The organism is Marinobacter sp. SS8-8, from assembly GCF_030540945.1.
Lineage (GTDB): Bacteria > Pseudomonadota > Gammaproteobacteria > Pseudomonadales > Oleiphilaceae > Marinobacter.
Window position 1 is genome coordinate 123,316 of record NZ_JASSVN010000005.1, and the last position, 18,874, is coordinate 142,189.

Sequence of the window (18,874 nt, forward strand, 5' to 3'; positions counted from 1 at the left end):
CTCCCGCGCAGTAAGTGCCTATTCCAGACGCCGGTTTAAAGCCGCAGGGAATAAGAAAACTGAAGAATGGAATTCTCTGACCGCTTATGCGATAGTCGAGAACGCCCGAGAAAAAACAAACCAACCTATAACATCTTCAACCTGAAATCGAAGGGGTTTAGTGTGAACAAGTCCGAACTTATCGATGCAATTGCAGAGTCCTCAGATATCTCCAAAGCCGCCGCTGGCCGTGCTCTGGATGCAATGACCAGTTCCATCACCGGTGCCCTGAAAAAAGGCGATCAGGTAACCCTGATCGGTTTTGGTACCTTCTCCGTTAAAGAGCGTGCTGCCCGTACCGGTCGTAACCCGCAGACTGGTGCCGAGATCAAGATTCCGGCCTCCAAAGTGCCTGGGTTCAAAGCAGGCAAGGCCCTGAAAGACGCCGTTAAGTAACGGTTCTTTCTCCGGTGGCTCCTGTCACAGGGAGCCACCCAAGAAGAATTCAAGGCGCATTCCGAACCGGGTGCGCCTTTTTACGTTAAGCCGGCCCTTAACAGCACGCTGAAACCAATCACACTGCACGACCTTGAACAGGGATTCGGGAGAGACATGCTTCAAGATATTCGGGAAAATGCCCAGGGCACGATTGCCAAGATTATCATTGGCCTACTGATCGTGTCGCTATCCATCTGGGGAATGGACGCCATTATCGGCGGGTTTTCTGGTGAGCCTGAAGTGGCAACCGTCAATGGCGAGGATATTACTGAGCGGGAGTTCCTCCGCGCGGTTCAGATGGAAAGTCAGCGCCGGCTGTCCGCCATGGAAACCCCCGATCCGTCCTTACTCAACGAAGATCAGGTTCGTAAAGACGTTCTCGAATCCCTGATCAGGGAGCAGGTTCTGATTCAGGATGCCAATGCTCAGGGTCTTGCGCTTAACGCCGCTGACATTGACGCGCTGATTACCCGGATGCCCCAGTTCCAGGTAGACGGCCAGTTCAATCGTGATCGCTTCGTTGCCACGGTTCGCAACATGGGGATGGGTGTCACGGAATTCCGTGAGGCAATGCGCAAGCAGTATGTTCTCAATCAGATCAGGGCCGGCATTATCCAGAGCGCTGTTGTTGCTGATGAGAATGCGGCCCAGCTGTTACGCATCCAGAATCAGACCCGGAGTTTTCGGGTTCTAGACATCCCTGCCAGCGCGATTGCAGGCAATGTTGCAGTGACCGATGCTGATGTTGAGGCGTTCTACCAGCAGAACGCCGATGCGTTCCAGCAGCCTGAACGGGTAGATGCGGCGTACATTACGCTTTCGCTGGGAGCGCTGGCTGAGAATGTTCAGGTCAGCGACGAGGAACTCCAGGCTTATTATGACCAGCGTGCCGCCGGCCTGGCCAGTGAGGAGCGCCGTGCGTCCCATATTCTGATCGAGGAGGGCAGCGAAGCCGACCAGGCCATGACAGCCATCCAGAAGCGTCTGGAGGCCGGAGAATCGTTTGCTGATCTGGCCAGGGAATACTCCATTGATACCATTTCGGCCCAAGACGGCGGCGATCTTGGCTATGCTGGCCGGGGTATCTACGATAAAGCCTTTGAAGAAGCCCTGTTTGCCCTTGAAGAAGGTGAAATTTCCAGACCGGTACGGACGTCATTCGGCGTCCATCTGATTCGTTTGGAGGACATCCGGCGGTCCGAAGTACCGCCGCTGTCGGAGATTGATGATCAGTTGCGTCGGGAACTGGCTCGTGACAAGGCGCGAGAGCGTTTTGCCGAGGTTCGGGCCCAGCTTGCGGATTCGGCCTATGCGGCAGACGATCTGGCCGGACCTGCGAAAGAGCTTGGTCTGGAAGTGCGTGAAGCCAAGGGAATTTCCCGGGAAGGCGGTCAGGCTCCATTTGATCACGACGGCCTGGTTCGGCAGCTGTTCTCCAAAGACGTGCTGGAGGCCGGTTACAATACCGAGCTGATAGATGTGGGCGACAATGTGTCTGTGGTGGCACGGGTACGTAAATACCACGAGGCGGAGCAGCTGCCTCTGGCAGAGGTTCGCGAGAACATCCGGGCGACCCTGGAGCAACGCAAGACCCGTGAAGCCCTTGTTGAAAGGGCGGAAACAATCATAGCGAGCCTTGAGGCGGGAGAGTCCCTTGAGAGCGTGGGCGAATGGGCCAGCTACCAGAGCCTGGCCAGGAATTCCTCCGAGGCAGCCCCCGCTGTGATACAGCAAGCGTTTTCGCTGCCACGTCCGGATCAAGGCGAAGCCCGCTACGGCAAAACAGTGACAGCGGATGCCGCCTCCGTGGTTGCCCTGGAGGCAGTCAAAGACGGCGAGGTTGCCGAGGGCAGCACGGAACTGAACCAGCTTCGCGATTTCCTGGCATCGCTAGAGGGGCAGCGGGAGTATGCCGCCTATCAGCAGTTCCTGAGAAATCAGGCCGAAGTAGATCGCCCCTGATTTTCGCCAGGAAAAAGGACGCCGCCCGACACCCTGCGGATGTAATAGCGCGGCTGTAAAAGAAGGCCCGGCGTAATAATTTGCCTGGGCTTTTTTTGACCCCCTATCCGGCGGGGAGCGCACTGTAACCCGGTGGTCGTCCTCGGATGGGTGAAGTGGTCTAATTGTTTTGTACACCCCAGTTAAGCATAATTTGACTTAACTGAGGTGTCACAAAATGCTTGACCACGTCACCTGTTGGTGGAACCTGCTGGACGGCCACAGAAAGCACTAAACTCGCCTAACAATAACTCAGTTATTTAGCGGCTCATTTACATACAGCCGGCTGTCAAGGAGGCAGCCGGTGTGCATCTGGCTAACGAATAATTACGAGCCGATGAGTTGTTTGTCGGTCTGTTTGTCGGACACCTGAGTTTTACCAGCTGCGAATCTGAGGGCGACTGCCAATGTGAAAAATGCCGCTAAGCCGCCAAAAAGAGTAATTACGGGAACAATATTCATAGGATATGATCTCCAGTCGTTCTATTTTTGACCCTACGTCCGTTCTTCAGAAGCTTTGTCCCAACGAACAAGTAACAACCGAACCCACCCCTCGGACGACGGGTTGTGTGTAAGCTCACTATTAGTCTACGAGGAAGAAGCTCTGCGGGGTGTAGGCAGAAACCATTATCGCTCGTATGGAAATACCCGTATTTCGATAAAGAATCAGCCATAGTCTTAGAACCGCCCAAACCTAAATCATCTGCTTGCCGTTTGGTTCCGCCGAGGACGAGACTTTGCTGTCTCTCTCGGGTTGACGCCTGAAGCTGCCGCCTGAAGTACGTGAACATGGGGTCAGATGAAAATGGGGTCAGATGAACTTTTCATCTGACCCCATTTTCATCTGACCCCGATAAACAACCCCGATAAACATGCAGACCCGAGGCGCTTGGCCGGTGGCGCCAGGGTAAAGGTCTTATGCTGCGGATTTGGAGGGGCGGGTGAGGCGCAGGAAGATAAGCTGCTCTATTAATCGTTTTGCTATTCTTTCTGTGGCGGTGGTCAGGTTTCGTTTGGCGGGAACCGGGTGGGCTTGAGGCTTTCCTTGATTTTCTTGAGATGGCCGAGGAAATCCGCGCCGCGCTTGAGGGTTACACCGGTTGCCAGAATGTCGATGACGGTCAGGTGAATAATGCGTGACGACATCGGCATGTAGACCTCGGTGTCTTCTGGCGCGGTAACGCCCAATACCACCGTGCAGGTTTCCGCCAGGGGCGAGTCCGGGTTTGTGATGCCGATCACGGTGGCGCCGTTGGCGCGCGCCAACTGGGCAATGTCCACGGTTTCCCGGGTCCGGCCGGTGTAGGAAATCAGCACGATCACATCACCGACGCTGGAGCCTGCGGCAACCATTCGCTGCATCAGGGCATCGTCGTAGGACATGACCGGGATATTGAAACGGAAAAACTTGTGCTGGGCGTCAAGTGCAACCGAGGCGGAGCCGCCCATGCCGAAGAAATTGATCTGTTTGGCCTGGATCAGGTAGTCAATGGCGGTGGCCAGTGCTTTCGGGTCCAGCGCCTGCCGGGCCTTGTCCAGGCTGGCAATGGTGCTGAGCATGATTTTGTCGGCGAATTCGGCAACGGTGTCATCGGGTTCGATATTCTGGCCGATGTAGGGGGTGCCGGTGGCAATGCTCTGCGCCAGGCGGATCTTGAAGTCCGGGAACCCGGTAGCCGAGAAGCCCCGGCAGAATCGGTTGACTGTGGGTTCGCTGACATCCGCCGCCCTGGCCAGGGCGGCTATGCTGTATCGGGTAGCCGCGCTTGGATCGCGGAGAATGGCTTCGGCCACTTTCCGTTCGGATTTGTTAAGGACATCCAGCCTGGACTGGATGTCCTCAAGCAGGTTGTCGTCTCGGTGCGCCTGGTTCGCGGCCATCAATGGTACTCCCTGAATCATGGGCGGTCGGGTCGTTTTGTAAAAACGCGCTGATTATACCGTTTTTTTATCATTTTTTGGGTAGTAAAAATATCATTATTTGCATTTTTTTCTTGGAAAAATCCGTTTTTAGTGTCATTATTTGTTTAACATTACTACATTATGGTTTGTCGTTGGGTCCTGGCCGCCGACTGCCCACCGACTGCCCACCAGAGAGAAGGAACCAATGGCCAACAAGATCAACACCCGTTGTGACTTGATGCTATTCGGAGCCCTGGGTGACCTCGCCCAGCGTAAACTGTTCCCGGCCCTTTACCAGCTGGAGCGCACAAGCCTGCTGGCGGAAGGCAGTCGGGTGCTGGCGATTGCGCGCACTGACGCCGATACCGAAACCGTGCGCCAGCAGCTGTTCGAGAAGCTCAAGCAGCATGTAAAGCCGCAAGAATTTGATCCGGCCCTGGCGGAAGCCTTTCTGCAGCGTGTCGATTATCAGGTTCTGGATTTTAATGAGCCCGAAGGGTTCCACTTGCTTAACCAGTGGCGTGATGATGCCCGCAACGAGCTCATCGTTTATATGGCAACTCCGCCCTCCATGTATGGCGTAATCGCCAGGAACCTTCGGTCGGCCAACTGCGGCACCGAGAAGACCCGGGTGGTGGTCGAGAAGCCGATCGGACACGACCTTGAGTCATCAAAGGTTATCAACAATGAGCTGGGTGAGGTCTTCAAAGAGAATCAGCTGTTCCGGATTGACCATTATCTGGGTAAGGAAACCGTCCAGAATCTTATCGCGCTGCGCTTTGCCAACAACCTGTTTGCCTCTCAGTGGGATCAAAATCACATATCCCACGTAGAGATCACGGTGGCGGAGAGCGTTGGCATTGAGGGTCGCTGGGGTTATTTCGACAAGGCCGGCCAGATTCGCGACATGATCCAGAATCACCTGCTGCAGTTGCTGTGCCTGATTGCCATGGACCCGCCGTCGGATCTTTCGGCGCACAGCATCCGGGATGAAAAAGTAAAGGTGCTTAAGGCGTTGAAGCAGATTACGCCGGACATGATGGACAGCTACGTGGTTCGTGGTCAGTACACCGCCGGCACCAGTAACGGCAAGCCCGTTCCGGGATACCTGGAAGAAGAGGGCGCCAACAAGGGCAGCGCGACGGAAACCTTTGTGGCTTTGAAAGTCGAGATTGATAACTGGCGCTGGTCCGGCGTTCCCTTCTACATCCGGACCGGCAAGCGCCTGCCTGAGAAACTGTCGCAAATCATCATCCACTTCAAGCCGGCGCCGCACTACATCTTTGACCCGGACCAGAAGCATTTGGCCAACAACAAGCTAATCATCCGACTGCAGCCGGATGAGGGCATGTCCCTGAAGATTCTCACCAAGGACCACGGATTGGACAAGGGGATGCGTCTGCGCCAGGGTCCGCTTGAGCTGACCTTCTCTGAAACTTTCGATACGGACCGTATTCCCGACGCCTACGAGCGTCTGCTTTGGGAGGTCATGAAGGGCAATCAGTACCTGTTTGTACGCCGGGACGAAGTGGAATTCGCCTGGCGTTGGGTGGATCAGATCATTCAGAACTGGAGAGACTGTGGCGAGCCGCCCAAGCGTTACGCCGCCGGAACCTGGGGGCCTGTTGCGTCCATCGCCATGATCACCCGGGATGGAAGGAGCTGGTATGAAGACGTCTGATCTGCAGTTTCCTGAAGGCATCCAGGCCCGGTTTGGGAAAACCCCGGATGACGTGGCCCTGAATCTTGCCGACGCTGTTGCAGAGTTTCTGGTTGCCCGCCTGAAAGAGGTCCCCAGGGCAAGCCTGGTGGTTTCCGGTGGCTCCACGCCACTGCCGTTTTTCAAGGCGCTTTCCGGCAAGCCGCTGGACTGGGGCAAGGTGGATGTTCTACTGGCGGACGAGCGCTGGGTAGACGAAGACAACCCTGCGAGCAACACCCGCCTGGTGAGGGACAACCTGCTGCAGAACCATGCCGCATCGGCCCGATACCTGTCCCTCAAACAGCCTGGCGCCACGCCCGCAGAGGGGCTGGACGCAGTGAAAGCGGAGCTGGCGGGCCTGGTCCTGCCACTGGACGTGCTGATTCTGGGCATGGGTAACGACGGCCACACCGCCTCCCTGTTCCCGGACGCACCGGAGCTGGCGTACGCCATGGATCCTGAATGCCAGGACATCGTTGCCGCCACAACGCCGGCGTCGCAACCCCAGAAGCGCATCACCCTGACCTGGCCACCCCTGAGAGATGCCCGCTTCACTGCATTGCATCTCAGAGGCGAGGACAAACTGGCGATTCTGGAACAGGCAATGTCCGATCCGGGCAAGGTTCTGGAAATGCCCATCCGCGCCTTCCTCAAGCCTGGTTTGCAGGTGTTCTGGAGCCCATGAAAAAGCCCCGATCTTTGTTATGGAGAAAACCATGAATCAACTATCCGACTACCATCGCGAGCGCGTCAGGGCAGTGCTGAGCTCCTCACCCCTGGTGCCGGTAATCACCATTAACGATCCTGACGACGCCGTGCCCCTGTGCCAGGCGTTGGTTAATGGCGGCATAAACGTTTTGGAAATCACCCTGCGCACCGAACATGGCGTAAAGGCCATCGAAAAAGTCCGAAAGGCCATCCCGGAAGCCTGGGTAGGCGCGGGCACGGTCACCAGCATCGCCCACTACCGTCAGGTGGAGGCCGCAGGCGCTCAGTTCGTGATTACCCCGGGCGTGACCGAGGCCATCCTCGAATTCGGCGTAACCTCCGAAGCGCCGCTGTTGCCCGGCATTGCCACCATCTCCGAACTGATGGTCGGCTATAATCTGGGCTACCGCGAATTCAAATTTTTCCCGGCCGAAGTCGCCGGTGGCATCCCGGCCCTCAAAGCCTTCAGTGGCCCCTTCCCGGACGTCTCCTTCTGCCCCACCGGAGGCATCCGCCGTAACACCGCAGCTGACTATCTGGCCCTCGACAACGTCCAGACCGTCGGCGGCTCCTGGCTGACGCCTGAGGATGTGGTGGCGGCCAAGGATTGGTTTCAGATCACCGAGATTGCGCGGGGTAGCCTGGCTGATCTCTGATGTAATCTGCCGGATTATCCTTATGGGTAAGCCGGCCGAGATGCGTCAGGAATAGGAAAGTCAGCGAATATCAGAACCAACCCGAACAATCTTCATGGTATTGGTCCCGCCCTGGGCATTCACATAATCACCCTTGGTAATGACCACCAGATCACCATCCTTGACCGCCCCACGGTTAATCAGTTCAGACACCGCCAGAGCATTGGTCCGCTCATTCGGGAACCTTGCGGAATCAAACGGAATCGTCTGAACGCCCCGGAACATGACAACCCGATGCTGGGTTGAGTGATGACGCGAGAAGGCAAAGATCGGCAGGCTGGACTTGATGCGCGACATCAACCTTGGCGTGGCGCCGGTTTCGGTCATACAGATGATGGCCGAGACACCCTCCAGGTGGTTTGCGGCGTACATGGCGGACAGGGCGATGGCCTCGTCAACTTCCGCCATGCTCTCATGAATACGGTGTTTGGACTGGTGCATGGAGGGATGCTTCTCCGCGCCCAGGCAGATGCGCACCATGGCTTCCACCGCTTCTTTCGGGTAATCGCCAACCGCCGTCTCTGCGGAGAGCATGACCGCGTCGGTGTAGTCCATCACTGCGTTGGCGACATCGGATACTTCCGCCCGAGTAGGCATTGGGCTGGTGATCATGGATTCCATCATCTGGGTGGCCGTGATCACCGCACGATTAAGGACCCGGGCCCGGGAGATGATGTGTTTCTGGACACCTACCAACTGGGCATCGCCGATCTCAACGGCCAGGTCGCCGCGGGCAACCATCACCGCGTCGGAAGCGACGATAACCGCATCCAGTGCCTCCACATCGTCGGCAAGCTCGGCACGCTCGATCTTGGCAACGAGGCACGCATCGGAGCCTGCGTCCCGGAGCAGGCGGCGGGCAATGTGCATGTCCTCCGCCGTCCGGACAAAGGATACGGCAACGTAATCGGCGCCCAGCCTGGCTGCGGTAACGATGTCCTGTTTGTCTTTCTCGGTGAGCGCCTCGGCAGAAAGCCCGCCGCCACGCTTGTTCAGGCCCTTGTTGTTGGAAAGGGGGCCGCCGATCAGTACCGTTGAGGTGATGCTGTGCTCAGCCACTGACTGAACTTCCATTTCGATACGGCCATCATCAAGGACCAGAATATCGCCGGGCTCCACGTCCCGGATCAGCTGCTCGTAATCGATCCCGACTCTTTCCTCGGTGCCGGCTTCCTTGTCCATGGTGGCGTCCAGGATGAAGGTCTGGCCGGCTTTCAGCGTAACCTTGTTTTCTGTAAAACGGGCAATACGGAGTTTCGGGCCCTGCAAATCGGCCAGGAGAGCGACAAACCGCCCTTGCGCTGCAGCAGTTTCACGAACGCGGCGGGCGCGGCCGATGTGCTCCTCGGCGCTGCCGTGGGAGAAGTTCAGTCGGGTAACGTCCACACCGGCGCTGATGATGGCAGCAAGGGATTCCGGGGAGTCGGTGGCGGGGCCGAGAGTGGCGACAATCTTGGTACGCCTGAGCATGGTGGGTGTCCTTTGGTTCTTCAAAATGGTCTCGAGCAGAGTGGCGGAATGAACCCGGGCGGCCAGCGTTATTGGCTGGCCTTGATCAGGGCAATGGCATTATCTAGCATACGATTCGAGAAACCCCATTCATTGTCGTACCAGGCCATGACTTTTACGTGACGACCCAGAACCCGGGTGTGGTTGGCATCGTAGATGCTGGAAAGGGCGCTATGATTGAAGTCTACGCTGACCAGTTTCTCGACACTATAGCCCAGAACGGGATTGTTCTCGGCGGCCGCTTTTACCGCTTCATTCACTTCTTCCGCCGTTGTTTCCCGGCTGGCGATGAAGCCAAAATCCACCAGCGATACATTGATGGTGGGAACCCGAACGGCCAGGCCATCCAGTTTGCCGTTGAGTGCCGGAATGACCTTGCCAATGGCGGCAGCGGCGCCGGTCTTGGTCGGGATCATGGACTGGGTGGCGGAGCGTGCCCGGTATAGATCGGAATGGTAGACGTCGCTCAGTTTCTGGTCGTTGGTATAGGAGTGGATGGTTGTCATCAGGCCACTCTCAATGCCAACGGTCTTGTGAAGGGCTTCAACAACGGGTGCCAGGCAGTTCGTGGTGCAGGATGCGTTGGAAATGATGTCGTGTTCGGCGGTCAGCGTTTCGTGATTGACGCCGTACACCACCATGGCATCCGCATCCGGGCTTGGCGCCGATATGATGACTTTGCGGGCGCCGGCGTTCAGATGTGCCGCGGCTTTGTCCCGTTTGGTGAAAAGGCCGGTACACTCGAAGACAACATCAACACGGTGATCTTGCCAGGGCAGTTCTTCCGGGTTGCGCAGTGCGGTGATGGCAATCCGGTCGCCGTTCACGGTCAGGGATTCGGCATCGTGGCTGATGTCGGCATTAAACCGGCCGTGAACACTGTCATACTTGAGCAAATGGGCGTTGGTCCCGGCGTCGCCCAGGTCATTGATGGCAACAACCTGCAGCTGGCTCCGGTAGTTATTTTCATACAATGCTCTCAGAACATTGCGACCGATGCGGCCAAAACCGTTGATTGCGATACGGATCGTCATCGTCTGACTCCTTAGGTGGTCGTTTTTTGTTCGTTCAATCTCTTTGATGTAGTAAATATAACAACAAAAAAAGAAAAAATGAACGTTTTAAAGGTGGAAATGCCAAAAAAAGAAAGTAACATTACGTATATAAACGAACACTCTAAAAGTACGCAATGGAGCCCACCATGCACCCGACCGTCGACAAGGTTACCCAGAGAATTATCGAGCGCAGTCGCGCCAGCCGGCAGGACTACCTCAGCCGGATGACTGCTCTCAAAACCCAATCCCCGCACCGGAGTTCCCTCTCCTGCGGCAATCTGGCCCACGGTTTTGCGGCTTGTAACCAGGGCGATAAAGACACACTGAAGCTCATGAACAAGGCCAACGTGGCCATGGTAACGGCCTACAACGATATGCTTTCGGCCCACCAACCCTATGAAAGGTTCCCGGATCTGATCAGGGAGGCAGCCCGGGGAATGGGGTCCGTGGCCCAGGTTGCCGGTGGCACTCCCGCCATGTGTGATGGCGTGACCCAGGGTCAGCCCGGCATGGAGCTGAGCCTGTTTTCCCGGGACACCATCGCCATGAGTACCGCCGTGGCCCTGAGTCACAACATGTTCGATGCCACTCTGCTTCTGGGGATCTGCGACAAGATTGTTCCGGGCCTTCTGATTGGCTCCCTCAGCTTCGGTTACCTCCCCACCATCCTGGTTCCGGCAGGCCCCATGCCCTCGGGACTGCCGAACAAGGAGAAGCAGCGTATCCGTCAGCTCTACGCAGAAGGCAAGGTTGGCAAGGAAGAATTGCTTGAGGCGGAAAGCAAGTCCTATCACCGTCCGGGCACCTGTACGTTTTACGGCACCGCCAACAGCAATCAGCTGTTGGTGGAAGTGATGGGCCTGCACTTGCCCGGGGCGGCGTTTGTGAATCCTGATACGCCGCTGCGCGAGCAGCTCACACGGGCCGCGACCGAGCAGGTTATCAAGCTGTCGAAGCCTCACGGTGGCGAACTCGGTCTGGGCGACATGGTGGATGAGAGGAGCATCGTTAATGCCCTGGTGGCGCTGCTGGTCACCGGTGGCTCCACCAATCACACCATCCACTGGATTGCGATTGCCCGGGCGGCGGGTATCATCATCGACTGGAACGATTACGCCGAGCTTTCTTCGGTAGTGCCCTCCATGACCCGGATTTATCCCAATGGGCAGGAAGATGTGAATGCGTTCCACGAAGCCGGCGGAACCCCCTTCCTGATCAGTGAGTTGCTGAGCGGTGGCTACCTTCATAATGATGTGAACACAGTGGTCGGTTATGGACTGGAGCGCTACACCGAAATGCCGGAGCTGGCGGATGACAAACTGCTCTGGAAGCCGGCACCGGAAAAAAGTCTGCGCCCGGATGTGCTCAGTACGGTGGCAGAGCCTTTCGCACCGGATGGCGGCTTGCGGGTGCTCGATGGCAACCTCGGCCGTGGCGTCATCAAGGTGTCTGCCGTTGCCCCCGAACACCGGAAGGTGGAAGCGCCAGCGGTGGTCTTCAACGATCAGAACGAACTCAAGGCGGCGTTTGAGTCCGGCGATCTGGACCGGGATTGCATAGTAATTGTTCGTTTCCAGGGGCCGAGGAGTAATGGTATGCCGGAGCTGCACAAACTCACGCCTTATCTTGGAGTGTTGCAGGACCGTGGGTTCAAGGTGGGCCTGGTGACCGACGGCCGGATGTCTGGCGCTTCTGGCAAGGTGCCTGCGGCGATCCATGTCTACCCCGAGGCCCTGGATGGCGGGCCCCTGGCCAAGGTTAAAAATGGTGATCTGGTCTGCATGGATGCCGAAAAAGGTGTTCTTGCCATCCGCGTGGATGAGCAGGAGTTCGCCGGCCGGGAATCTGAAAAAGCGGACCTGACCGGGTATCATCATGGCTATGGTCGGGAGTTGTTTGGCTGGATGCGTCGCGCCGCCGGCAATCCCGAGGAAGGGGCCAGCTTTTTTTGGAATCACGAGGCATGACAGCAACACAGTATTCACTGGTTGGTGATATTGGTGGCACCAATGCGCGCTTGGCCCTGGTGGAGCGGGGCAGTGTCCGGCCGCACGCGATCAAAGTCCTGTCCTGCGGTGATTACAACAACCTTGATGGCGCGGTACGGGATTACCTGGCCCGGGTCGGGGTTGCCGGAGTCGGTGAGGCCTGTCTGGCCGTTGCCTCGCCGATGCGCGGAACCCAGGTGCGGATGACCAACAATCACTGGCGTTTTGATACTGAAGAAGTCCGGCAACAGTTTGGCTGGTCAGCCTTCAAGGTGATCAACGATTTTACCGCCATGGCGCTTGGCGTTCCCCATGTTGCGGATGGCCAACTGGTTCATGTTTGTGGCGGCCCGGGTGACAGCCGTCGCCCCAGGCTCGTTATGGGGCCGGGAACCGGGCTCGGGGTTTCCGGGCTGGTGCCGATCAGGCAGGGTTGGGTGCCGTTGATGACAGAAGGTGGGCACGTGGACTTTGCGCCGACGGACGATACCGAGATGGCGGTTCTGCGTATCCTGAAGGCCCGCTTCGGGCGGGTTTCGGTAGAGCGGATTCTGTGCGGTCAGGGCCTGCTGAATCTGTATCAGGCCCATGCTGAAATACAGGGTGTGCCTGCGCCGCTGGATGCACCGGAGAAAATCACGTCGGCGGCCCTGAACAACACGGATGCCCTGGCGTGCCACACCCTGCGGCATTTCTGCGAATTGCTGGGCCGGGTTGCCGGCAATGCTGTGTTGACACTTGGAAGCACCGGCGGTGTCTTCCTCTGTGGTGGTATCCTGCCCCGTTTCCTGGATTTTTTCCTGGAAAGTCCCTTCCGCAACGGCTTTGAGGACAAGGGCAGGATGCGGCCGCTGCTGGAATTCACGCCGGTTTACGTAGTCACCGAGCCATACACGGGGCTGTTGGGAGCCGCCGAGGCACTGGGTAATCCGGAGGTATGACGGCGGATTACGATTACCGGGGCTGACTCAGGGGTAACCTGTCATTTGGCTCTGATCGTAACGGTACTGGCGGTCTGCAGCATTCATGGTGGTTTTTCGGTACTTGTTGCATGGGGCCTGTGGCCTTATTGTCCCCCGGAAACATCGGTTTATGTGACTGTCCTGATGACGGGGTCTCCATGAGCGATAATCTCTCGCAACTTTCCTTTGAGAATCTCGTCCGCCGTGTGCGGGCCTGCACCCTCTGCGCGGACGCTTTGCCCCATGAACCGAGGCCGGTGATTCAGATTGCCGAATCTGCCCGTATTCTGGTGGTCGGTCAGGCGCCAGGGCGGCGCGTTCACGAAACCGGGCTGCCGTTCAACGACCCCAGCGGGGATCGGCTGCGGCAATGGATGGGTATTACCCGGGACACCTTCTACGACGAGCAGAAGCTCGCAATCCTGCCCATGGGCTTCTGCTATCCGGGAACCGGCAAGTCCGGGGACCTTCCCCCGCGGCCTGAATGCGCGCCCGCCTGGCGTGAGGCTCTTCTGGACCGTCTGCCGGACATCGGGTTGACTCTGGTCATCGGCCAATACGCCCATGCCTGGCATCTGGCCAACAGCCGGAAATCCGTAACGGCCAATGTCCGGCACTGGCGGGACTATTGGCCGGAGGTTCTGCCCATGCCTCATCCCAGTCCCCGGAACAATCTCTGGCTCCGCCGTAACCCGTGGTTCGAAGGAGAGGTTGTGCCTGAACTTCAGGATCGGGTTGTCCGGTTGCTGAGGCCGGACCTGAGCACAAAAAGCTCCGGCCGGAGCAAAGATGCCTGATGGAACGTCAGGCGCTGTGATGGAGAGCGGTCTTGCGAGTTTCTGGGATTGCGGTGTCCATGAGAAACCGGTCCAGGACCTCAACGTCGCTGCCTGTTGCATAGAGACCTTGCTTGGTCCGGCGCCAGAGAATGTCTTCAGAGGCCAATGCCCACTCATTTTTCATCAAGTGAAGCACTTCCCTTTCATACAGCGTGCCTGCGAAATGAAACCCCAGGTCTTCCATCGATCCGCAATCCTTGAGGATGTCATAGGAGGTCATACCGTAAGTGCGAACATAACGGCTGACGACCTTCTCGGAGAGCCATGGACAGTCGTGACTGAGCTTCTGCTCAAGTGATGCATGGTTGTCGAAATCGCCACCGGGCAGCACCGCTGTTTTGGTCCATCGGCCCCCTGCTTCGGGGAAGAACTGGCACAGCTTGTCGGTTGCCGCCTCGGCAAGCTTTCGATAGGTTGTAATCTTGCCGCCGAACACAGAAATAATGGGCGCCTTGTTCTTCTCGCTGCTGACTTCAAAGGAGTAGTCCCGGGACGCTTTCTGCGCGTTTTCCGTCTCACCGTCCATCAGCGGACGAACCCCTGAATAGGACCAGACTACATCCGCCGGTTCAAGCTGGCGCTTGAAGTGGGAGTTCACTATGCTCAGCAGGTAGTCGGTTTCTTCCGGTGAGATTTTTGCTTTTTTCGGATCCCCTTGATAATCCACGTCGGTGGTGCCCACCAGGGAGAACTCGTCTTCGTAGGGAATCACGAAGACAATGCGCTCGTCTTCGTTCTGAAGAATGTAGGCTTCGGTGCCCTTGTTGAGCCGCGGCACCACGATATGACTACCCTTGACCATGCGAATGGTTTTCGGCGCTGGCATGGAAAGAGTCTCGTCAAACAGTTTGCTTACCCAGGGGCCAGAGGCATTCACAATGACTTTTGCAGAGACGGTGGATTCAGCGCCGGAAAGCATGTTCTTAAGGGTGGCAGTCCATCGATCCTGACCGCGCTCTGCCTTGACACATTTTGTCCGTGTCAGAATTTGTGCACCCTTTTCTTCTGCCTTCTTTGCCGTCAGAACCACCAGCCGGGCGTCGTCCACCCAGCCGTCAGAGTATTCAAAGCCCCTGGTAATCTCGGGTTTGAGAGGGGAGTCTTCACCGAAAGAAATTGACCGGGAGCCGGGCAGGATTTCCCGTTTGGCGAGATGATCGTAAAGGAACAGTCCGGTACGAATCATCCAGGCCGGCCTAAGATGAGAACGATGTGGAAGCCTGAACCGCATCGGCCACATGATGTGGGGTGCGTTTCGCAGGAGAGCTTCACGTTCGGCAAGAGCTTCGCGAACCAGGCGGAACTCATAATGTTCAAGATATCGCAGGCCGCCGTGAATCAGTTTGCTGCTGCTGGAGGAGGTTGCGGATGCGAGATCATCCATCTCGCAGAGCAGTACTCCAAGACCTCTGCCAGCCGCATCGAGAGCAATGCCGGTGCCATTTACTCCGCCTCCAACCACCAGTACGTCGAACAGATCCTGACCGTGTGCCACTTTTCAATATCCCAAGACGAATGTTAATAAACAGTTGGAATTATGGGTAAGGGCGGAGTGTTCGTAAAGGAAAATATCCAACAAATTCGAACTTACTTGTCGATAATGTGAAGTTCCACACCGTTCGCCTTGAGTAGCTTCCGAATCGGCCCGGGTGGAGGCGCATCAGTAAAGACATGATCTGCCTGCTCAATGCTCCCAAGGCGAACCATAGCGTTGCGACCAAACTTGGAGTGGTCCGCCGCCAGCAGAACTTCAGCAGAGTTGACAATGATTGACTGGGCAACCCGAACTTCCCGATAGTCGAAATCCAGAAGGGAGCCGTCGTTATGAATGCCGCTGATGCCGATGATCCCGAAATCCATCTTGAACTGGCTAATGAAGTCCACGGCTGCCTCACCAACGATGCCACCGTCACGGTTCCGGACTTCGCCGCCGGCAATGATGATATGGAAGTCTTCCCGGGCAGACAGGATTGATGCAACGTGCAGATTGTTGGTGACTATGCTGAGGCCCCGCTTCTGCAGCAATGCCCTCGCAATGGTTTCGGTTGTAGTGCCGATATTGATGAACATGGAGGCGTTGTCAGGGATGTGTTCCACAAGTGCCTGAGCTATCCGTTCCTTGGCTTCCAGGTTCATGATCTTCCGATCCTGATAGGCGGTGTTCACAGTGCTTGAATCTACGCCGGCACCTCCGTGATGCCGCCTTAGCCGGTTTTGTCCGGCCAGCTCGTTGAGGTCTCGCCGGATAGTCTGTGGCGTTACCCGGAATTTCTCGACGAGCTGTTCAGTGGTTACGAATCCGGTTTTCTGGATCATCTCCATGATCTGTTCAAGACGACGTTTCTGAGACATCTGGGAGCCTTGTTATTATGTTCGGAAGCGAAAGTCTACCTAGCGCTTGGGGAAACTTCAAAAAAGCCCCGGCCATCTCGGGCGGGGGCTTTTGACTGAACCTAACTGCGGATCTAGAGGTTTAAAGACTTGCCAGCCTCCCGCCGGCGTTCCTCCCACTCTTCCCTTGTCTGGGCCGCCTGATCGCCGGGCATGGAATCGATGATGCTGAAATAATCGGAACTGTACTCGTCCTCCACGATGGTGTTTCTTGGTTTTACCTTGACCACATACACCGTCTGGACGTTCTGGTGGTCAAACTCCCGCCAGTACTGTTCGTCTTTCAGGAAGGTGTACCTGTGTCCTTCAAGGGCCTTGATGATTGCGCTGGTATCGGTAGTGCCTGCCCGCTCGACGGCATCCTTGTATTGATAGACGATACTGTAGGCAGAGGCAGCCGCGGTTGACGGGCGCATCTCGTAGCGCTTGGAAAAGGCTTCGACAAATTCCTTGCCGCGGGGGTAGTTCAGTTCGTAGGGTGCATTCCAGACCCAGGGGGAGCCGCCTACGATGCCTTCCATAATCGTGGGGCCAACCTGCCTTGCCATGCCCAGGGTGAGGTTGGGCACAACGATCTGCATTTTCTCGGTGAGCCCCATCTCATAGGCGACATTCAGAGCCCGCACCATGTCGTCACCGAACAGGACCATCATCAGGACTTTGGCATTGCTTGCCTCTGCCTGCTCAAGTGCTTCCCGGAAATCCGTGGTCAGGGCTCTGGGGAACGGGGTTTTGACGCCCTTGTGGCGTTCGGTGTCTTCGGTGCCAGAGAATTTCCGGACCGATTCTTCCACCGACCAGCCCCAGGTGTAGTCGGCGGTGATGTAGAAATAGTCGTCGCTGTGGTGGTTGGTTTTCAGGTATTGGCTCAGCGCCCTGGCTGTCATCCAGGCGTTGTAGGGCTCCCGGAACATGTGTGAGTGGCCTTCGGCGCCGGTCGTCGCGTTTGAGTAGGTAAGGGTGCCAAAGTAGATCCGGTTGCGGTCACGGGCCGCTTTGCCCGAGGCGATGGCTACCGCGCTGGAGACTCCGCCGAACACCATCTGGACGCCCTCACGGTCAATCAATTCCGCAGTGTTTTGGGCACCCCGGGCTGGCTCCCCCCGGGTATTCCGGATCACCAGCTCCAGTTGGCGGCCCATGACGCCGCCAGCCTTGTTGATCTCGTCAACAGCCAGAAAGGCGCCAAGACGCTGTTGCAGCCCCTGGTCCTTGTAACGGCCGGTCTGCGGGTAGTTCAGTCCGATTTTCAGGGTCTCGGCATAGACAGTGGTACTCACCAGCAATAGCAGGCAAGCAGAAAAGAGTACTTTTCTGATATTCATTCAGGTTGGCCTCCGGAATTGCAGCGCCGCTGGTGACGCGGGTTGCGGTTATTCTTTGATTATTTGTTAAGCAGAGCTAGTTTCAGCGCAGAGTATGGAGCCAACAATGGGACTAAAGTGGAATTTTGGGTAACAAATTGTAGGCTGGTGACACATATCAAAATTGCGAGGCCCCTCCGGAGGCTGTGAACGCCCCTGACTTCCTGAAAACCGTCATTTGGTTTCCGAACGGGGACTGGATACACTTCTCTCGAAACGGCCGGTCAGGCCATCAACGAGCGGAGAGCGTCTGGTGCAGGTAGTGACAGGAGGTAATCGCACGTTTCTGAAGTCCGGATTCCGGTGCCGGCTTGTCCTGGCAGGACTTATGCTCCTGCCTCTGACCGCCAGCGCCGACTGGTACAGATTCACCGATACCGCCATGACGACCCCCATCGAACTGGAGTTCTGGGCAGACGATAAAGAGCTGGCGGACCGGGTTGGAACAGAAGTGTTGGCGGTTTTTCATCAGGTAGACGAGCAGATGAGCCGCTACCGTGATGACTCGGAAGTTTCCGGGCTCAACCGCAGCGCGGCCAGCGGACCGGTTGCCGTCAGTGCGGGCCTGTTTCAGGTGCTGCAAAAGGCCCGGGAAGTGTCTCTTCTCAGTGACGGCGCGTTTGACATAACGTTTGGTTCCGTTGGTTATCTTTACGACTTCAGGGCCGGGAAAAAACCCACCAACGAACAGATCCGCTCCGGTCTGTCCCGGGTGAATTTCCGGGACGTGATCCTTGATGAGACCGCCGGCACTGTCGAATATGGCCAGCCAGGTATCCGGGTGGATCTTGGCGGCATTGCCAAGGGCTATGCGGTGGATCTCGGGATCGAGCATCTTGTCAGCCACGGGATCCGCCATGCCCGGCTCAGTGCCGGTGGTGATATGCGGCTTCTGGGCGACAAGCGGGGGCGGCCCTGGTACGTGGGCATCCGGGATCCCCGTTCCGAAGGCCGAAATGCCGTGGTTTTGCCACTGCAGGACGTGGCCGTGTCCACATCAGGAGATTACGAGCGCTTTTTCGTGGATGAGGCAGGAGCGCGCGTTCACCACATACTGTCGCCGGCAACCGGTAAATCGGTGCAGGGCGTTCAGAGTGTCACCATCATTGGGGAGAATGCGCTAACCACCGACGGCCTATCAACCGCCGTGTTTGTGTTGGGGCCGGAGAAAGGCCTGGAGATGATTGAACGCCTGCCAGGGATCGACGTGGTGGTTATCGACGACCAGAGGATGATGCATGTCTCTGAGGGGCTCGTTCCACCCGATCCTGAGTAAGGGTG

General features: G+C 57.1%; 16 protein-coding genes. 9 read left to right on the forward strand and 7 right to left on the reverse strand.

Translation table 11 applies throughout. The features are described 5' to 3' along the window. Positions 1-162 precede the first annotated feature (162 nt). Together QPL96_RS07295 and QPL96_RS07300 are read left to right on the forward strand one after the other, a co-directional pair. Complete coding sequence (locus tag QPL96_RS07295) at positions 163-435, forward strand: HU family DNA-binding protein (RefSeq protein WP_303286667.1); 273 nt, start codon at positions 163-165, stop codon at positions 433-435. Between the two features lie 156 nt (positions 436-591). Then, on the forward strand, positions 592-2,439 hold the full coding sequence (locus QPL96_RS07300; RefSeq protein ID WP_303286668.1) for a SurA N-terminal domain-containing protein: 1,848 nt from the start codon (positions 592-594) through the stop codon (positions 2,437-2,439). 366 nt (positions 2,440-2,805) lie between these two features. On the opposite strand, the gene QPL96_RS07305 is transcribed toward QPL96_RS07300, so the two are convergent. Together QPL96_RS07305 and QPL96_RS07310 are read right to left on the reverse strand one after the other, a co-directional pair. Further along, on the reverse strand, positions 2,806-2,940 hold the full coding sequence (locus tag QPL96_RS07305; RefSeq protein WP_303286669.1) for a hypothetical protein: 135 nt from the start codon (positions 2,938-2,940) through the stop codon (positions 2,806-2,808). Between the two features lie 540 nt (positions 2,941-3,480). Beyond that, positions 3,481-4,359, reverse strand: a complete 879-nt coding sequence (locus QPL96_RS07310) for a MurR/RpiR family transcriptional regulator (RefSeq protein WP_303286671.1) — start codon at positions 4,357-4,359, stop codon at positions 3,481-3,483. Positions 4,360-4,585: 226 nt separating this feature from the next. Here QPL96_RS07310 and zwf point away from each other — a divergent pair, with 226 nt between their 5' ends. The 3 genes from zwf to QPL96_RS07325 are packed head-to-tail and all read left to right on the forward strand — an operon-like array spanning position 4,586 to position 7,446. Beyond that, positions 4,586-6,061: a glucose-6-phosphate dehydrogenase gene (gene zwf / locus QPL96_RS07315; protein WP_303286673.1), complete on the forward strand. Its 1,476-nt coding sequence runs from the start codon at positions 4,586-4,588 to the stop codon at positions 6,059-6,061. After that, complete coding sequence (gene pgl, locus QPL96_RS07320; protein WP_303286674.1) at positions 6,048-6,767, forward strand: 6-phosphogluconolactonase; 720 nt, start codon at positions 6,048-6,050, stop codon at positions 6,765-6,767. Before zwf ends, pgl begins: the two co-directional genes overlap by 14 nt. 31 nt (positions 6,768-6,798) lie before the next feature. After that, the gene (locus QPL96_RS07325) at positions 6,799-7,446 is read left to right on the forward strand and encodes a bifunctional 4-hydroxy-2-oxoglutarate aldolase/2-dehydro-3-deoxy-phosphogluconate aldolase (RefSeq protein WP_303286676.1); all 648 of its coding nucleotides are present in this window, start codon (positions 6,799-6,801) and stop codon (positions 7,444-7,446) included. Between the two features lie 60 nt (positions 7,447-7,506). Here QPL96_RS07325 and pyk read toward each other — a convergent pair whose 3' ends face one another. Further along, positions 7,507-8,955 carry a pyruvate kinase gene (gene pyk, locus QPL96_RS07330; protein ID WP_303286678.1) on the reverse strand — a complete coding sequence of 483 codons (1,449 nt, stop codon included), beginning with the start codon at positions 8,953-8,955 and terminating at the stop codon, positions 7,507-7,509. A 68-nt stretch (positions 8,956-9,023) separates the two neighbouring features. After that, positions 9,024-10,028: a type I glyceraldehyde-3-phosphate dehydrogenase gene (gap, locus tag QPL96_RS07335; RefSeq protein ID WP_303286679.1), complete on the reverse strand. Its 1,005-nt coding sequence runs from the start codon at positions 10,026-10,028 to the stop codon at positions 9,024-9,026. A gap of 167 nt (positions 10,029-10,195) precedes the next feature. On the opposite strand from gap, the gene edd reads away from it, so the two are divergent. The 3 genes from edd (at position 10,196) to QPL96_RS07350 (ending at position 13,796) form a co-directional block, all read left to right on the forward strand. Beyond that, positions 10,196-12,016: a phosphogluconate dehydratase gene (gene edd / locus QPL96_RS07340; protein WP_303286682.1), complete on the forward strand. Its 1,821-nt coding sequence runs from the start codon at positions 10,196-10,198 to the stop codon at positions 12,014-12,016. Beyond that, positions 12,013-12,978: a glucokinase gene (glk, locus tag QPL96_RS07345; RefSeq protein ID WP_303286684.1), complete on the forward strand. Its 966-nt coding sequence runs from the start codon at positions 12,013-12,015 to the stop codon at positions 12,976-12,978. The genes edd and glk overlap by 4 nt, the downstream gene beginning before the upstream one ends. Positions 12,979-13,157: 179 nt before the next feature. Next, the gene (locus QPL96_RS07350; protein WP_303286686.1) at positions 13,158-13,796 is read left to right on the forward strand and encodes a uracil-DNA glycosylase family protein; all 639 of its coding nucleotides are present in this window, start codon (positions 13,158-13,160) and stop codon (positions 13,794-13,796) included. 7 nt (positions 13,797-13,803) lie between these two features. On the opposite strand, the gene glpD is transcribed toward QPL96_RS07350, so the two are convergent. From glpD to QPL96_RS07365, 3 genes are all read right to left on the reverse strand, one after another. Continuing rightward, positions 13,804-15,333 (reverse strand): glycerol-3-phosphate dehydrogenase, encoded by a 1,530-nt coding sequence (gene glpD / locus QPL96_RS07355; RefSeq protein WP_303286688.1) that lies wholly within the window; start codon positions 15,331-15,333, stop codon positions 13,804-13,806. 92 nt (positions 15,334-15,425) lie between these two features. After that, positions 15,426-16,190 carry a DeoR/GlpR family transcriptional regulator gene (locus tag QPL96_RS07360; RefSeq protein WP_303286690.1) on the reverse strand — a complete coding sequence of 255 codons (765 nt, stop codon included), beginning with the start codon at positions 16,188-16,190 and terminating at the stop codon, positions 15,426-15,428. A 113-nt stretch (positions 16,191-16,303) separates the two neighbouring features. Next, complete coding sequence (locus tag QPL96_RS07365; protein ID WP_303286692.1) at positions 16,304-17,554, reverse strand: substrate-binding protein; 1,251 nt, start codon at positions 17,552-17,554, stop codon at positions 16,304-16,306. Between the two features lie 367 nt (positions 17,555-17,921). Between QPL96_RS07365 and QPL96_RS07370 the strand changes: the two genes are divergently transcribed. Then, positions 17,922-18,869 (forward strand): FAD:protein FMN transferase, encoded by a 948-nt coding sequence (locus tag QPL96_RS07370; RefSeq protein ID WP_303286830.1) that lies wholly within the window; start codon positions 17,922-17,924, stop codon positions 18,867-18,869. The last annotated feature ends 5 nt before the right edge of the window (positions 18,870-18,874 follow it).

Excerpts from the sequence above, each read along its gene's own strand:
- QPL96_RS07300 (WP_303286668.1), top strand. The coding sequence starts at position 592 with ATGCTTCAAGATATTCGGGAAAATGCCCAGGGCACGATTGCCAAGATT.
- QPL96_RS07305 (WP_303286669.1), bottom strand. The coding sequence starts at position 2,940 with ATGAATATTGTTCCCGTAATTACTCTTTTTGGCGGCTTAGCGGCATTT.
- QPL96_RS07310 (WP_303286671.1), bottom strand. The coding sequence starts at position 4,359 with ATGGCCGCGAACCAGGCGCACCGAGACGACAACCTGCTTGAGGACATC.
- zwf (WP_303286673.1), top strand. The coding sequence starts at position 4,586 with ATGGCCAACAAGATCAACACCCGTTGTGACTTGATGCTATTCGGAGCC.
- pgl (WP_303286674.1), top strand. The coding sequence starts at position 6,048 with ATGAAGACGTCTGATCTGCAGTTTCCTGAAGGCATCCAGGCCCGGTTT.
- QPL96_RS07325 (WP_303286676.1), top strand. The coding sequence starts at position 6,799 with ATGAATCAACTATCCGACTACCATCGCGAGCGCGTCAGGGCAGTGCTG.
- pyk (WP_303286678.1), bottom strand. The coding sequence starts at position 8,955 with ATGCTCAGGCGTACCAAGATTGTCGCCACTCTCGGCCCCGCCACCGAC.
- gap (WP_303286679.1), bottom strand. The coding sequence starts at position 10,028 with ATGACGATCCGTATCGCAATCAACGGTTTTGGCCGCATCGGTCGCAAT.
- edd (WP_303286682.1), top strand. The coding sequence starts at position 10,196 with ATGCACCCGACCGTCGACAAGGTTACCCAGAGAATTATCGAGCGCAGT.
- glk (WP_303286684.1), top strand. The coding sequence starts at position 12,013 with ATGACAGCAACACAGTATTCACTGGTTGGTGATATTGGTGGCACCAAT.
- QPL96_RS07350 (WP_303286686.1), top strand. The coding sequence starts at position 13,158 with ATGAGCGATAATCTCTCGCAACTTTCCTTTGAGAATCTCGTCCGCCGT.
- QPL96_RS07360 (WP_303286690.1), bottom strand. The coding sequence starts at position 16,190 with ATGTCTCAGAAACGTCGTCTTGAACAGATCATGGAGATGATCCAGAAA.
- QPL96_RS07365 (WP_303286692.1), bottom strand. The coding sequence starts at position 17,554 with ATGAATATCAGAAAAGTACTCTTTTCTGCTTGCCTGCTATTGCTGGTG.
- QPL96_RS07370 (WP_303286830.1), top strand. The coding sequence starts at position 17,922 with ATGCTCCTGCCTCTGACCGCCAGCGCCGACTGGTACAGATTCACCGAT.